General features: G+C 39.5%; 15 protein-coding genes. All 15 read right to left on the bottom strand.

The window, feature by feature from the left end:
- Window positions 1-365: 365 nt before the first annotated feature.
- Entirely contained in the window at window positions 366-1,850 is a 1,485-nt protein-coding gene (lysS, locus tag AC3A54_RS24105) for a lysine--tRNA ligase (RefSeq protein ID WP_487656514.1), read from the bottom strand.
- Between the two features lie 303 nt (window positions 1,851-2,153).
- Window positions 2,154-3,155, bottom strand: coding sequence for a tRNA dihydrouridine synthase DusB (dusB, locus tag AC3A54_RS24110; protein ID WP_335546485.1), 1,002 nt, complete (start codon window positions 3,153-3,155; stop codon window positions 2,154-2,156).
- Between the two features lie 11 nt (window positions 3,156-3,166).
- The gene (locus AC3A54_RS24115; RefSeq protein ID WP_308081599.1) at window positions 3,167-3,373 is read right to left on the bottom strand and encodes a helix-turn-helix domain-containing protein; all 207 of its coding nucleotides are present in this window, start codon (window positions 3,371-3,373) and stop codon (window positions 3,167-3,169) included.
- Window positions 3,325-3,852: a 2-amino-4-hydroxy-6-hydroxymethyldihydropteridine diphosphokinase gene (gene folK, locus AC3A54_RS24120; RefSeq protein WP_487656515.1), complete on the bottom strand. Its 528-nt coding sequence runs from the start codon at window positions 3,850-3,852 to the stop codon at window positions 3,325-3,327. Before folK ends, AC3A54_RS24115 begins: the two co-directional genes overlap by 49 nt.
- A gap of 2 nt (window positions 3,853-3,854) precedes the next feature.
- Entirely contained in the window at window positions 3,855-4,214 is a 360-nt protein-coding gene (gene folB, locus AC3A54_RS24125) for a dihydroneopterin aldolase (RefSeq protein WP_308081601.1), read from the bottom strand.
- Window positions 4,207-4,986, bottom strand: coding sequence for a dihydropteroate synthase (folP, locus tag AC3A54_RS24130; RefSeq protein ID WP_487656531.1), 780 nt, complete (start codon window positions 4,984-4,986; stop codon window positions 4,207-4,209). Before folP ends, folB begins: the two co-directional genes overlap by 8 nt.
- A gap of 329 nt (window positions 4,987-5,315) precedes the next feature.
- Window positions 5,316-6,245 carry a cysteine synthase A gene (gene cysK, locus AC3A54_RS24135; RefSeq protein WP_335546488.1) on the bottom strand — a complete coding sequence of 310 codons (930 nt, stop codon included), beginning with the start codon at window positions 6,243-6,245 and terminating at the stop codon, window positions 5,316-5,318.
- Window positions 6,246-6,403: 158 nt separating this feature from the next.
- Window positions 6,404-7,303 (bottom strand): peptidyl-prolyl cis-trans isomerase, encoded by a 900-nt coding sequence (locus tag AC3A54_RS24140; protein WP_487656516.1) that lies wholly within the window; start codon window positions 7,301-7,303, stop codon window positions 6,404-6,406.
- A 21-nt stretch (window positions 7,304-7,324) separates the two neighbouring features.
- Window positions 7,325-8,203, bottom strand: a complete 879-nt coding sequence (gene hslO / locus AC3A54_RS24145; RefSeq protein ID WP_487656517.1) for an Hsp33 family molecular chaperone HslO — start codon at window positions 8,201-8,203, stop codon at window positions 7,325-7,327.
- 34 nt (window positions 8,204-8,237) lie between these two features.
- Window positions 8,238-9,005 (bottom strand): type III pantothenate kinase, encoded by a 768-nt coding sequence (locus AC3A54_RS24150; RefSeq protein ID WP_487656518.1) that lies wholly within the window; start codon window positions 9,003-9,005, stop codon window positions 8,238-8,240.
- A 113-nt stretch (window positions 9,006-9,118) separates the two neighbouring features.
- On the bottom strand, window positions 9,119-11,068 hold the full coding sequence (ftsH, locus tag AC3A54_RS24155; protein WP_335546494.1) for an ATP-dependent zinc metalloprotease FtsH: 1,950 nt from the start codon (window positions 11,066-11,068) through the stop codon (window positions 9,119-9,121).
- Between the two features lie 138 nt (window positions 11,069-11,206).
- Window positions 11,207-11,752 (bottom strand): hypoxanthine phosphoribosyltransferase, encoded by a 546-nt coding sequence (gene hpt / locus AC3A54_RS24160; protein ID WP_438825648.1) that lies wholly within the window; start codon window positions 11,750-11,752, stop codon window positions 11,207-11,209.
- Window positions 11,753-11,778: 26 nt separating this feature from the next.
- Window positions 11,779-13,167: a tRNA lysidine(34) synthetase TilS gene (gene tilS / locus AC3A54_RS24165; protein ID WP_487656519.1), complete on the bottom strand. Its 1,389-nt coding sequence runs from the start codon at window positions 13,165-13,167 to the stop codon at window positions 11,779-11,781.
- Between the two features lie 155 nt (window positions 13,168-13,322).
- Complete coding sequence (locus AC3A54_RS24170) at window positions 13,323-14,333, bottom strand: protein kinase domain-containing protein (RefSeq protein WP_487656532.1); 1,011 nt, start codon at window positions 14,331-14,333, stop codon at window positions 13,323-13,325.
- Complete coding sequence (locus AC3A54_RS24175) at window positions 14,302-15,039, bottom strand: VWA domain-containing protein (RefSeq protein ID WP_308081609.1); 738 nt, start codon at window positions 15,037-15,039, stop codon at window positions 14,302-14,304. The genes AC3A54_RS24170 and AC3A54_RS24175 overlap by 32 nt, the downstream gene beginning before the upstream one ends.
- Window positions 15,040-15,231: the final 192 nt, after the last annotated feature.

A 15,231-nucleotide genomic window follows, 5' to 3' on the forward strand; every position in this document is an offset into this window, starting at 1 on the left:
TGAGCCAGGATCAAACTCTCCAAGAAAGTTGATTAGCTCATTTTGTTACGTTGGCTTAGTTTCATAAGAAACTAATATTTTTTGTTTGTTGACGTTTTTGTTTGTTTAGTTTTCAAAGAACAATGTCTTTATCGCTCAAAAGCGACTTTATTATCTTACCAAGTTACTAACTGAAAGTCAATAACTTTTTTAACTTCTTTTTTCTTACTAAGTTACTGTCTCGCAGCAACAGATATTAATATACCACCAATAATGATTAGGTGCAATAGCCTTTTTCGCTTTTATTGCTATTTATACAAAGTAAAAATATTCATACAAATAATACAAAAGGAAAGTGCCGGTTTTATCCGGCACTTTTACTGCAATTAACGATGACGCATTAATGGGAATAATAGAACGTCACGAATAGATGGTGAATTAGTTAACAACATTACTATACGGTCGATACCAATTCCTAAACCACCTGTTGGTGGCATTCCATATTCTAATGCTTCTACGAAATCTTCATCCATCATATGGGCTTCGTCGTTACCTTGCTCACGCTCTTTTAATTGCGCTTCAAAACGTTCTCTTTGGTCAATTGGATCATTCAACTCAGTAAAGGCATTTGCATGCTCACGAGCAACGATAAACAATTCGAAGCGATCTGTAAATCTAGGGTCTTCCTCATTTTTCTTTGCTAATGGTGAAATCTCTACTGGATGACCATATATAAAGGTAGGTTGAATCAGTTTTTCCTCAACTTTTTGTTCAAAGAACTCATTAACAATATGGCCATAGAGCATATTGTCGTTAATCTCCACTCCATGTTCTTTGGCATGTTGACGTGCCTCTTCTATACTCATTTCTTTCCAGAAATCTACACCGGTATATTCTTTAATCGCATCTACCATGTGTAATCTCTTCCACTCAGGTTTAAGATCTACTTCATATTCACCATATTGGATAGTTGTTGTCCCTACTACCTCTTGAGCAATATGAGCAATTAGATTTTCTGTTAGGCTCATGATGTCTCTGTAATCTGCATACGCTTCGTATAACTCAATCATGGTGAATTCCGGGTTGTGACGTGTAGACACACCCTCATTTCTGAATACACGGCCGATTTCATATACCTTTTCAAGTCCACCGACGATTAGGCGCTTTAAGTGAAGCTCGATGGCAATCCTCATAAATAACGGCATATCTAATGCATTATGATGCGTAATGAAAGGTCTTGCAGATGCTCCACCAGCAATCGAATGCATCATCGGTGTTTCAACCTCTAAATAACCATGGTCATCTAAATAGCGACGCATAGATTGGATAATACGGCTTCTTGCAATAAAGGTCGCCTTGCTCTCTTGGCTCATGATTAGATCCAAATAACGCTGGCGGTAACGTTGTTCAACATCCTTTAAACCGTGGAACTTATCCGGAAGTGGGCGCAATGCTTTTGTTAGGAATTCAAAGGTCTCTACTTTTACAGAAAGCTCGCCAACTTTTGTTTTAAATAGGGTACCAGTTATTCCAATAATATCACCTAAATCAGCAGAATCGAAGATCTTATAGGATTCTTCCCCAATCGTATCCTGACGAACATAGACTTGAATTTGACCAGTTAAATCTTGAATATGAGCAAATCCCGCCTTACCCTTACCACGCTTAGTCATAATACGACCAGCAAGAGAGACAGATACATTCTTTGTCTCAAGTTCATCTTTTTCAACTTCTCCGTACTGATTAATTAATTCCACTGCGCTGTGAGAACGGTCATATCGCTTACCGAATGGATCAAGACCATGTTCACGCATGCTATTCATTTTTTCGCGTCTGACCCTCAATTGGTCATTTAATTCTTCCTGACTCAATGCAATCAACTCCATTTATTCTTTTATTATGTAAAACGCTAAACAAATCCACGCATTATCACTTTTTTTACATACTATATTATTTTACACAAACTTAAGAATTCAGACATCAAAAAAGTTCATATATAGAATAAAAAGAGGATGCCCCAAAACAAAGTGTCAGACCCCACAACCTCAACATATCGCTGAACTTCTCATAAAAGGCGACTATATATGAGTGTTAAACGTGAGGTCAGACCCTTTGGGACATCCTCCTTCATTATAATCAAAAATAGTATAGAAAAAGATAGATTAGATGTCAAACTAACCTACGATTAATTCACTTTGTTCTATTTCTTCGACCTCAGCGACTAATCCATTAAGAAGGATGACTAAGTCTTCTCTTGTATTACACTCATTAATGGCATTGCGGACTCTTCCATTTCCACGTACGCCTTTTAAATACCAAGCTGCATGCTTACGCATTTCTCGAACTGCAATATACTCATCTTTAAGTGCAATTAACCGATCTAAATGCAGGATACACACATCTATTTTTTCACGAACAGAAGGCTCTGGCATTAATTTACCTGTTTCTAAATACTGAACAGTGCGATAAATCATCCAAGGATCACCTAGCGCGGCTCTACCGATCATAACCCCATCCACACCTGTTTCATCTAACATTCTCTTCGCATCCTGTGGCGTTTGCACGTCACCGTTACCGATAACAGGAATGTTAACAGATTGTTTTACTTCTCGAATAATATCCCAGTTTGCTTTTCCTTCATACATTTGAACACGTGTACGACCGTGAAGAGCAACCGCCTTTCCGCCCGCACGCTCCACAGCCTGGGCATTTTTAACCGCAAAAATATGCTCTTCATCCCAGCCCATGCGCATTTTAACGGTAACTGGCTTTTCTACCTCAGCCACAACAGCAGATACCATCTCATAGATTTTATTCGGGTCAAGCAGCCATTTTGCTCCTGCGTCACATTTCGTAATTTTTGGAACCGGACAACCCATATTAATATCAATAATATCCGCGTTCGTATTTTTATCAACAAACTTTGCCGCCTCAACGAGCGTTTCCTTCTCACCACCAAAAATTTGCAAGCTTAGTGGTTTTTCGCGCTCATCGATATAGAGCATATTCATCGTTTTTTCGTTTTTAAGAACGATCCCTTTGTCACTTACCATCTCAGCACAGACTAAACCTGCACCGAATTCCTTTACCGTTAAACGGAATGCTGAGTTACATACCCCAGCCATCGGCGCTAGGACAACTGGATTCTTTATTTCAAGGTTGCCTATTTTCAACATAAAGCGACCTCCTATTCTTTTGGCATTAGATCTTCTATCGTTATTTTTAAGGAGTGTGCGATTCGCTGTAGTAAATCGTCTGCCGGCAGACGATTTCCCCTTTCGATCTCTCCTAGTATTGACACGGATACACCTAGTTCCTTCGAGAAGCCTTCTTGTGTAAAACCTTTTAGCTTTCGATAGGCTCGAATACGTCTTCCCCATTTTTCTGCTTCCATATTCGGACTCCTTCTTTATCAGGTATAGCATTTAACCATGCTGCAAGAGGTTTTTCCATTTCTGGAATACTGATGTCACGATTTGTTTCTAAAAGTGGTATCATTACAAACGCCCGCTCTATCATTCTCGGATGCGGAACGATTAGCTTCTCTGTTTCAATATTTTCTTGGTTATAAAGGAGAATGTCAAGGTCAATTGTGCGTGGCCCCCATTTTATTTCCCTTTTTCTGCCAAGTTCTAATTCTGTTTTTAGGCATACTTCTAATAGTTCCATTGCACTAAATGTTGTTTGAATCTCGATTACCATATTTAAAAATAGATCCTGGTCTTCATAGCCGACAGGGTCTGTTTCGTAGATCGAGGAATAATTTACTAGTTCTATCTGTGAATAATCTACTAAATGTTTAATAGCACTCATTAGATTAACATAGCGGTTTCCTATGTTAGAACCAAGGGCAATAAATGCTGTATTTTCCACTTTTATCTTCTCCTCGTAATTTCTACGGCTACAGACTGATAGTGACCCGGAATAGGCGGGTCTGGCTTAATGACCTTTACCGTTACATCTAAAACTAAAGGAAATTGCTTCAACACACTGCTAGCAATTCTTTCTGCAACAGCTTCCACCAACTTATATGGTTTTCCCTCAACTATTTCTTTGCACACTTGATAAAGTTCACCATAATTGACGGAATGCTCAAGCTCATCCGTTTCTCCTGCTTTTTTCAAATCGACTGTCACTGATAAATCAACAGCAAAACGTTGTCCTAATCGGTTCTCCTCAGGAAACACACCATGGTACCCGTAAAATTCCATCCTGTTGACAAATATTTTATCCAAGTACTTCACCCTTTCCCATTAGTACATCCATCATTTTTGCCATTCTACTCATTTCTTTAATATCATGCACTCGAATGATTTGGCAGCCTTTTTGTATTCCGTAACAAACAGTTGCTCCCGTACCTTCCATTCTTTCATCAACAGGGAGATTTAATGCTTGTCCAATGAACGATTTTCTTGAGGTCCCTAGAAGCACAGGATAGCCTAGCATCACTAATTTATCTAAATTTTGCATTGTCAGCACATTTTCGTGATAATCCCGCGCAAATCCGATACCTGGATCGAGGATAATATTTTCATCTCTTACTCCAGCGTTTTTTGCAATAGCAATACTTTCAAAAAGGTCATTTATAACATCTCTCATGAAAAAACGATAGTTCCGGTCATGCCGATTATGCATTAACACAATGGGAACATCATATTGAGCAGCCACAGGGGCCATTTGCTCATCAGCCTTTGCTCCCCAAATATCATTAATAATATGAGCGCCTGCTTCAATGGCCTGTTTGGCAACTTCGGCTTTATAGGTATCAATGGAAATTGGTACTTGGACATGCTCTGAGATCGCCTTAATGATAGGGATGACTCTTTCTAACTCTTCCTCTACAGGAACAGCTGCAAAGCCTGGTCGAGTTGATTCTCCGCCAATATCGATAATATCCGCACCATTCGCTACCATTTCTTTGGCATATTCAATCGCATTTTCAATATGATTATATTTTCCGCCATCAGAGAAGGAATCTGGAGTGACATTTAGAATTCCCATTATCATAGTTTTCTTTGTAAAGTCTAAGGTATAAGGTCCACAATGAATTTGTCTTAGGTGTGTGTTCAACCCAATTCCTCCTAGCAAAAATTTTTCACTCCCTTTATCATACATGAAATTAATAATTGTTTCATTTTTCATGCAAAAAAAGAGCACTGGCAATGGCCAATGCGTCTCTCTACTTTAATAAAATTCATTTAACCTGGATAACTGTCCAGCTCCAGCGCCTAGCCCCTCTGGGTCAAATAACCTACGGCTAAAAAGTCAAAGTGCGGACTTTTTTGCCGAAGAACATTTGCCTGTCGGGGCTGAACAAGGCGCTTCCGCTTTTCTAGTTACTCTGCGTCATATTGGTACAACGGAGTACTTAAGTAACGCTCACCGTTGTCTGGAATAATCGCAAGGACCTTTTTACCTTTTCCAAGTTTCTTTGCCACTTCGATTGCTGCGTGAATAGCTGCACCTGAAGAGATTCCGCCAAGAATTCCTTCTTCTTTAGCTGCTCGGCGCGATGCTTCAAAAGCTTCTTCTGTTCCAACTTTTATAATCTCGTCGTAGATATTTGTATTTAAGGTGTCAGGAATAAATCCTGCTCCAAGTCCTTGAAGCTTATGCGGACCTGGTTTACCACCTGATAATACCGGAGAATCCTGTGGCTCTACCGCATAGATTGTAACTTCTGGGAATTTTTCACGAAGCACACTTCCTGCTCCTGAAATCGTTCCACCCGTTCCAATTCCTGAAATAAATGCATCCAATTGATCCATTTGCTCAGCAATCTCTTTTCCTGTTGTTCTTCTGTGAACTTCTGGGTTCGCTTCATTCTTAAATTGCTGTGGTAAGAAGTAACCATGTTCCTTTACAAGTTCTTCTGCCTTAGCAATTGCCCCTTTCATCCCTTCAGGACCTGGCGTTAACACTAGTTCAGCACCATAAGCGCGAAGCAGGTTCCGTCTTTCTAAGCTCATTGTCTCTGGCATTACAAATACTGCTTTATATCCCTTCGCAGCAGCAATCATAGCAAGACCGATACCAGTATTACCACTTGTAGGTTCAATAATTGTATCTACGCCTGGTTTAATTAACCCTTTTTCCTCAGCCGCTTCAATCATGGCTAATGCGATACGATCCTTTACACTGCTGCCAGGATTGAAATATTCCAGCTTTAAGTAAACCTCAGCACTATTTTCATCTACTAATCTGTTTAATTTTACAATAGGAGTTTGGCCGACTAATTCGGCAACTGAATTTGCAACGCGAACCATATTGGCACCTCTATTCCGAGTATTTTTATTGGATTTATAATGAATTTACCAGTTTTATACTTGTTTTGTCAATCGTTTTAGCTCGTTAAAATTATGAAATTTTCCGCAAATTTCGTAAAAGAAAAACACAGACATTTTGCTGTGTTTTTTACCATGATTTACTCTTTATTTTTATCTTTTCCATAAAACCATTTTACCTCAACCTCATCCCAAAAAGTCGAAGCGGTAGCAGGTGTCTTCATTTGCTCTAGGGCTATTTGCCTGCGGATTTGTTCTTTCACTTCATCAAAGGAATAACTTTTTCCGCTAAGCTTTCCTTCTAGCTTAATTAAGACGTACCCATCATTCACCTTTATTGGTTTACTGTATGCACCCTTTTTAAGCTTTTTAGCTGTTTCTATATATTTTTGGGGATACCGTTCATCCTCTTCCGTAATATACCCAATATCTCCGCCTTCATTAGCTGAGAATTCATCAATTGAGCGTTCCATCGCCAACGCAGAAAAACTAGATCCATGCGCTAACTCTTTTGATGCTTTTGTTGCTTCATTTTTTGTTTTTACAATAATATGTGATAAGTGATAGGCAGTAGGGATATTGAAAAGGTCTTTATTTTTCTCATAATACCTTTTTAATTCTTTTGAAGAAACGTCCACATCTCTTGTTAAAAGTTCTTCTAACAGAAGGGTGTTGCGTATTTCTTCTTTCCACTTCTTCTCGCTTGCATGATTTTTTTGACTAAGTGGATCTACAGTGGATTGGAGCATTCTAAATTCACGCTCAACCTCTTGATCTGAAATTTTTATTTTGTACTTAGCCGCTGTTTCTGTAACAACCTTCTGATCGATCATTTCCTTTAAGACGTCTTTTCCATATTTAGCTTCTAATTCATTGAGCCAATCCTGCCTGGAAATAGACGCTTTTCCCACTGTCGCAACGGTTTCCTCGCTCATCGCTGCCCCGCTTGCTTCTTTCACCTTCGACTGAAAAAAAACAACCGTTAGAACATTCACCAAAATAAGGGCAGCAATTACCATCCAAAGCTGCTTCTTCCCCAATCTCTTTCCCCCTAGGAATGCTTATTTAGCTTCCTTTTTCATTTCTTCTAGTTCTTCTTTAGTGAAAAGATATTTCTCATTACAGAAGTGACAATGAGCTTCCGCTTGGCCGTCTTCCTCAATCATAGCACCAATTTCAACTTTACCTAATCCAATGATTGCATTGGAAAATCGATCCTTCGAGCAGTTACACGCGAATTGAACAGGCATCTTTTCTAATATCTTTACCTGTTCTTTTCCGAATAACTCCGCTAAAATCTCCTCAGGTGTTAACCCTTGCTCAATTAATTTGGAAACAGGTGGAATGGTATTTAACCGTTCCTCCACTTGTGAAATAACAGATTCAGGGGTTCCTGGCATTAGTTGAAAAATAAACCCACCCGCTGCTAAGATTGTATCGTCTGGATTAACCAGCACACCGACACCAACAGAAGATGGTACCTGCTCAGAGGTTGCAAAATAATACGTAAAGTCCTCACCCAATTCTCCAGATACAAGAGGAACCTGCCCAGAGAAGAAATCACGTAGGCCAATATCCTTCACTACTGCTAACATCCCGTCTGTTCCGACCGCGCGGCGGACATCAAGCTTACCATGCTCATTCGATTCAAAATCAACCTCTGGATTTGTTACATACCCACGGACTTCTCCTTTCGCGTTGCTGTCAACTACGATCGGACCCAGTGGACCGCCACCGTTAATTTTAATAGTAAGCTTATCCTCGCCTTTAAGCATAGCTCCCATCATGACTCCTGCGGTCAACGTGCGGCCAAGTGCCGCTGATGCAGTCCTCCAGGTTTGATGACGCTCTTGTGCCTCTCGGATAGTTTCCGTTGTTCTTACTGCATATGCTCGTATATTTCCATCACAGGCTAACGCCTTAACTAAATAATCACTCATGGTAAAACTCCCTTCTACGCTGCTAAACCTTAGGTTATCCCATATTACGCTTATAGATAAGCTGCAATCCTTTTAAAGTTAAAAATGGATCGACTATATCAATAATCGTGGACTCTTGGGCAATTAAATTGGCAAGGCCACCTGTGGCAATCACTGTTGGTCTCTTACCACCTTGTTCCATCATCCTCTTAACGACGCCTTCTACTTGTCCTACATACCCATAAACAATACCTGCTTGCATCGCTGCGACCGTATTTTTACCGATAACACCTTCAGGTCGAGCGATTTCAATCCGGGGCAACTTGGCAGCCCTTGAGTATAACGCTTCTGTAGAAATGCCCACCCCAGGAGCAATCGCTCCTCCCATATATTGACGCTCTTCATTCACATAACAATAGGTAGTAGCTGTACCGAAATCAACAATAATGAGCGGACTTCCATATTCATGAATCGCTGCCACCGCATTTACAATACGGTCTGCACCCACTTCTCTTGGGTTTTCATATTTAATATTAAGTCCCGTCTTAATTCCAGGCCCCACTACTAGCGGCTTTATATGGAAATACTTTTGACACATTCTTTCTAGTGCAAACATGATTGGTGGTACGACAGAAGAAATAATAATACCATCAATATCGGTAAAAGATAGACCAGAATGATCAAACAATGCTTTTATATTCATACCAAATTCGTCTTCTGTACGATTTCGGTTTGTCTCTATCCGCCAATGATATTTAAGTTCATCCCCATGATATACACCTAATACGATATTTGTATTTCCTACATCAAATACGAAAATCAAATCTATCACTCACTTTACCGATTTTTCTTTACTTTTCATTACTCGGAAACATCATACCATAAATAAATATAGATGAAAAAAAAGAGTGCTTCAGAGAAGCACTCTTTCGTAGTTTACTTATAATCGATGTCATCTGGAGGAGTATCTAAAAAGGATTTTTCTTCTTTAGGTGCCTCTTCCTTTTTCGTGCTGATGTTTACCTTCACATCATTCTTCGGTCCAATCTTCACAGCATCTAAGTGAAGAGAAGGATCTGGCATATGACCATGTTCAACCAAGTATTTGATTTGTTCAGCAACAAGCGTTTCTACTTCAAGTAGAGTCTTAGCAATCAAATCAAGCTTATCACGATTCTCAGTAAGAATCTTTCTAGCTCTTTCATAACACTCTTTAATAATTCTTTGGATTTCAAGGTCGATTTCGTAAGCAATCGCATCAGAGTAATTTTGTTCATTATGGATGTCACGGCCTAAGAATACTTGACCGCCTTGACCTTGACCAAACTGAAGTGGTCCAAGTTTATCACTCATTCCGTATTCAGTTACCATTTTACGAGCAATACTGGTCGCACGTTGGAAGTCATTATGCGCACCCGTACTTACTTCTCCAAAAACGATTTCCTCAGCAACACGTCCACCTAATAGACCAACAATTTTATCAAGTAATTCTGGTTTAGTCATAAAGTAACGGTCTTCTCTTGGAAGCATGACAGCATATCCACCAGCTTGCCCACGAGGAACGATTGTAACCTTGTGAACCATATCCGCTTCATCAAGCACTAATCCAATAACCGTATGACCACCTTCGTGGAAAGCAACAATATTACGTTCTTTTTCCGAAATAACCCTGCTCTTCTTAGCCGGGCCTGCAATCACTCGGTCTGTTGCTTCATCAATATCTTCCATGTCGATTTTCTTCTTACTGCTACGGGCTGCAACAAGGGCTGCCTCATTCAATAAGTTTTCTAAATCGGCACCTGAAAAACCAGGTGTACGCATAGCAATATTCTTTAAGTTTACTGATTCATCTAAAGGCTTATTACGAGCATGGACTTTTAATACAGCCTCACGACCAATAACATCAGGACGATCCACCGTAATTTGGCGGTCAAAACGTCCTGGACGTAACAACGCAGGATCAAGAATGTCTGCACGGTTAGTCGCCGCAACAATGATAATTCCTTCATTCGCACCGAAACCATCCATTTCAACTAATAGCTGATTCAAGGTTTGTTCACGTTCGTCATGTCCACCGCCAAGTCCGGCTCCACGCTGACGTCCTACAGCATCAATTTCATCAATGAAAATGATACATGGTGCATTTTTCTTAGCATTTTCAAATAAGTCACGCACACGGGAAGCTCCAACCCCAACAAACATTTCAACGAAGTCAGAACCACTTATTGAAAAGAAAGGGACTCCTGCTTCACCAGCAGTTGCTCTTGCTAACAATGTTTTACCTGTTCCTGGAGGTCCTACTAAAAGAACACCTTTTGGAATTCTGGCGCCAAGCTCAGCAAATTTGCGAGGGTCTTTTAGGAATTCAACCACCTCAACTAATTCTGCCTTTTCCTCGTCTGCACCAGCTACATCTCTAAAACGAACCTTTTTCTTATCATCATTATAAAGCTTAGCCTTACTTTTTCCGAAGTTCATTACTCGGCTTCCGCCGCCTTGAGCTTGGTTTAATAAGAAGAAGAATAAAATAAAGATAATCACGAACGGAATAATGGAAGTAAAGAAGGTAACCCAGCCGCTCGTTTCTTTAGCCGGCATCACTTCTACATCTTTCCCTGACTTATCTATCCGATCAAGAATCTTCTCACTGTTTGGTACGTAAGTGATAAACTTCTTACTTGCTTTATCCTCGCCCCGAACTTCAAATACACCCCGTTCAGGCTGCATGGAGAAAGATTTCACTTCCCCGTTTTCGAGCTTTTGAACAAACTTATCATACGTTAAACGAGTCGTAGTCTCATTGCTTCCGTTAAAGAAGCTTACTACACCAATAATGACTAAAAATATCAATAAATAAAAGATGGTATTACGGAAAATCCGATTCATCTCTTACCTCCTCCCGAGGGTAAAAACTATATTAAATAGTATCATAGAAAATCTTACTAATTCAAGGAATTACTCTCAATTCTATAGGGTGTTGAAAGCCCACCGTTGAAGGAATTATGATTCCATTTCCAATGAAATTTATTGATTATTGCTATATATTTCCGGTTTCAAAACCCCAATATATGGAAGATTGCGGTATTTCTCAATATAATCCAATCCATATCCAACAACAAACTCGTCTGGAACAATAAATCCTACATAGTCTGCTTGGATGGAACTTTTTCTGCCTGTAGGCTTATCAAGCAGAGTAACAATTTTGATTGATTTTGCTTTTCTGTAGCGGAATAAATCTACTAAGTAGCTGAGAGTTAAACCACTGTCAATGATATCCTCAATAATTAATATGTCTCTGCCTTCTACAGAAGTATCTAAATCCTTAAGGATTTTTACTTCACCTGAAGAAACAAAGGCGCTACCATAACTTGAAACATCCATAAAGTCCATTTCTAGATAGCAGTCCATCCGCTTCAGTAAATCAGCCATAAAAGGCATTGCTCCTTTTAAAACACCGATTGCTAGCGGGAAACGGTCCTTATATTCTTCAGTTAACTGTGTAGCCAAGTCTTTAATTTTTTCTTGAATTTCTTCTTCTGAAACTAACACCTTTTCAATATCCTGATTCATCATAAAATGTGCCCCCTAGAAGATCGTTACGTATTGTATGTGAGTAGTATATATTGCTTAGCGTTGTAATCTATACCTTCAAATGAAGATTTTTTTAAACCTGGAAGCCAGAGTATACAATCTTCACTATCGGTTATTACAGGCCATGTATCCCTATCCTGTACAGGAACCTTTTGATCAATAAAAATATCCTTTATTTTTTTTGATCCGTGCATTCCCTTTAATGTCATTCGATCACCATTTTTCCTTGTTCGGATGACAAGCGGCCATTTGATCACATCCGCATAAAACAAGGCTGTGAATGGATGATGTAATTCAGGATTTTCCCCGTCTAAATAATCGAATCGAATACTCCCGCCATTTGGCAGCATAACCATTCCTGGTTCCTCGATTTCAATCCGATAAGGCTTAGCCTTATGTTGTTGAAATTGAAACGACAATTGCTGGTAGGAGCGAATAACTTTTAAACCATTTGGGAAATCAAGTTTACCTGAAGGCTCACGGTGATGAATGATTGAAAATACTTGGTCGATATGTACGGCAGAAAGAGAAGCAGGCTTATCTTTGTAAAGATAGTTTAATATTAGTTGAATACCTCTCCTTTGTAAAGGTAAAGGCATTTCAAGAAATGTTTTTATGTCAATAGTAATTTTGCCCTTTTCTCTTTTTGTCATTACGGAATTCATCTGTTTTTTTGTTAATTCCAAAAGGAAGACTTCATCACCTTGTAATTCTTCGCTAAATCGCTGAAAATGCTCATGAACTTGATTATTTTCCTCCTTTAAAAAAGGAAGAACCTGTTTGCGAAATCGATTTCTACTATAGATACTTTTCAAGTTACTAGGGTCTAACCTCGGTTTTAATGCATGTTTTTTACAGTAGTACTCGATTTCATCCTTTGTCACTGAAAGGAACGGGCGAAAAATAAATCCTTTTCCAAACGTGCGTGTAAATGGAATCCCGGCTCTCGCTCTTCCAGAACTACCTCTAGTTAAGCGCATGAGAATGGTCTCAATCTGATCATCCCCGTGATGACCAAGGGCCAAATAGTGGAAATTATACTTCTCCATTATTTCTGAGTAAAATTGGTATCGCACTTCTCTTGCTGCTACTTGAGAACTCTTTCCTGTAGCATCCATTATTTTCGTTACATCAATCTGTCTCATTTCAAACGGAATAGCGTACTCTTGACAGAAACCTTTTACAAACATGGCGTCCTCATAGGACTCCTCTCCACGGAACATATGGTCCACATGGGCGACAACGATGGAAAGATTTTTCCTGTCTTTTTGAGAATGCAGATAGTGAAGCAGTGCCAGGGAATCAGGCCCACCTGAAACTCCAACAACAATCTGTTTGTTATCTAATTGAAACGAGTGACGATTAAGATAATCCTCAATCTTTGTTTCCAACATAGTATGGCACTCTTTCCTTACAACAAAGTATTTGCAAAAAAAAATTTAGAATACAAATAGCTTACCACTAACCATAAATAACTATCAAAACTTAGGCATTATAAATGCAGGAATACATTCTTAATACGTTTGTAACTCAAAAAGGTTTCAACTATTTATAGTAATTTATCGAATGTGTACCAAGCATAGAAAGCACCTAAAAGGACCGCAATGATTAAAAACTCAAGCCAACCGCTTTTTTTCTTCTTTTTTCGGTAAGTCTGCCTTGTTACTTGTTTTTGATTCTTTGCCAATCCCCCTTTTATCTGGTTTGAGGAAGTTGGAGTAGACATAGATGATTTTAAAGGAGGAGTATCTGATTTTTTATCAGTCATTCGCTCTAAAAGATCCTCACGCATCTTTTTAGCATTACTGTATTGTCCTTGAAGCGCACGCAGGATTATTTTTTCGTATTTTGTTAACTCCGGCTTTTGTCGGATCGCATCCTTTAACTGCTGTATTCCTCCAGTTGTTTTATTAAAACGTTTTGGATAAGCGGTATTAATCATGATCATGGCTACGGCAAACAAATCATATGAAGGTTCGGCTTTCCTTGAACCTAACCCCCAGTAGCCTCGGTCAAAAAACTCCGTAAATTCCTTAATGGCTCTCCCTTGAATGGTGGTACCTCCCACATCGATACACCTTATTTTCGGAGGCGGGCCGGTAACGATTAGATTTTCTGGTTTTAAATCGCCAAATACCCATCCGTTTTCATGAAGCGTGTCTAAATCCTTAAGCAGCTGAATAAATAATACCGTTGACCACGACTTGCCCTTTTCTCGAATAAAAGTTAGCAAATCCGGACCTTGGATATATTCCATGACATAAAAGGAAATTCGTGCGCGAGGACTCTGCCAATCATCGACATCAAGTAAAGAAGGCCCGAGGGTTGATCCCTGGACCTTTGCAAAGGATTTTAATACATTTACCTCAGAGGTAATCGACATACCGTTATCACTCATCTTTAAAGCTACTTGAGTGTTTTTATGTTTCGCAAGGTAGACGACCCCATTTGCTCCAAATCCTAGCTCTTTTATAATTGTATAGTTATTTGAATGCCATTTCCCTGAAATGACAGTCCCGGGGCTCACCTTACATTGATTCTTCAAAGTATGATTCATCATCACGTGAAAGCAGGCTCCTTAAAGATTGTTTTTGATTAAATGCTGAAATAGCCGTCCGCAATGCCGGTCCCGTCGGTGTAATTCCTCCTGTCGAAAGTTGGGAGAATACACTTGTCAAAGATTGCATCTTTGGTGTCCAATCCAGCAATTTTTCGACATCATTCTTTTTCCCGGGAAATACATAAACAGAAAACTGATTTTCTCCTGAGCGAGCATTTAAGCTTAGAGAGAGGTCAAAAAGCGCCTCTTTTACCATTGGCAGTTTATGTTTCATGCTGGCGCTTGTATCGACAAGAATCAACACATCTAATTCGACAGTTTCTCCTAATTCATCAACAACTTCCATCACTTCTCCTCGTTTTTCCGGAGGCAAGTCTTCCATTGTTTGTGAACGGCCCAAGATTTGCTTTAATTGACTGTTCACAACTCCTTGGATGGTTTGATTCATGGCTTTACGAGTAACCATTTGGACGGTTTGAGAAAGAGCCTGTGCATAGACTATTTGGCTGACTCCTCCACCTGATAGCGCGATTCCTTCTATTTCTGTCATACCTTTTTCATCAATAATATCCTGTTCAACCACACCAATGACATTTACCGTAATGCCTTGTTCTTTCGCAAGAGCAGCCATAGCAATTGGATCTTCACCTTGATTAGAGCACCCATCTGTTATCAATAGGATCTGGCGTATTTTCCCTGTGTACATAACCTTCTCCCTCCATAAACGTATTGGTACCATTTTCGACGGGTTCAGGGTGATTTATACATAGTTTCCTAGGGAGTGGGTAAAATAATCGGTTTAAAGTGTATAGGCATCACACAAGGGTTTTATTAGTTTTATAAATTTGTCCTGTTGATTTCCGCTCCAGGCACAAACGGTTCGTGGGCGTTTCGGCGA

It is taken from the genome of Neobacillus sp. Soil_C_43 (assembly GCF_057656715.1).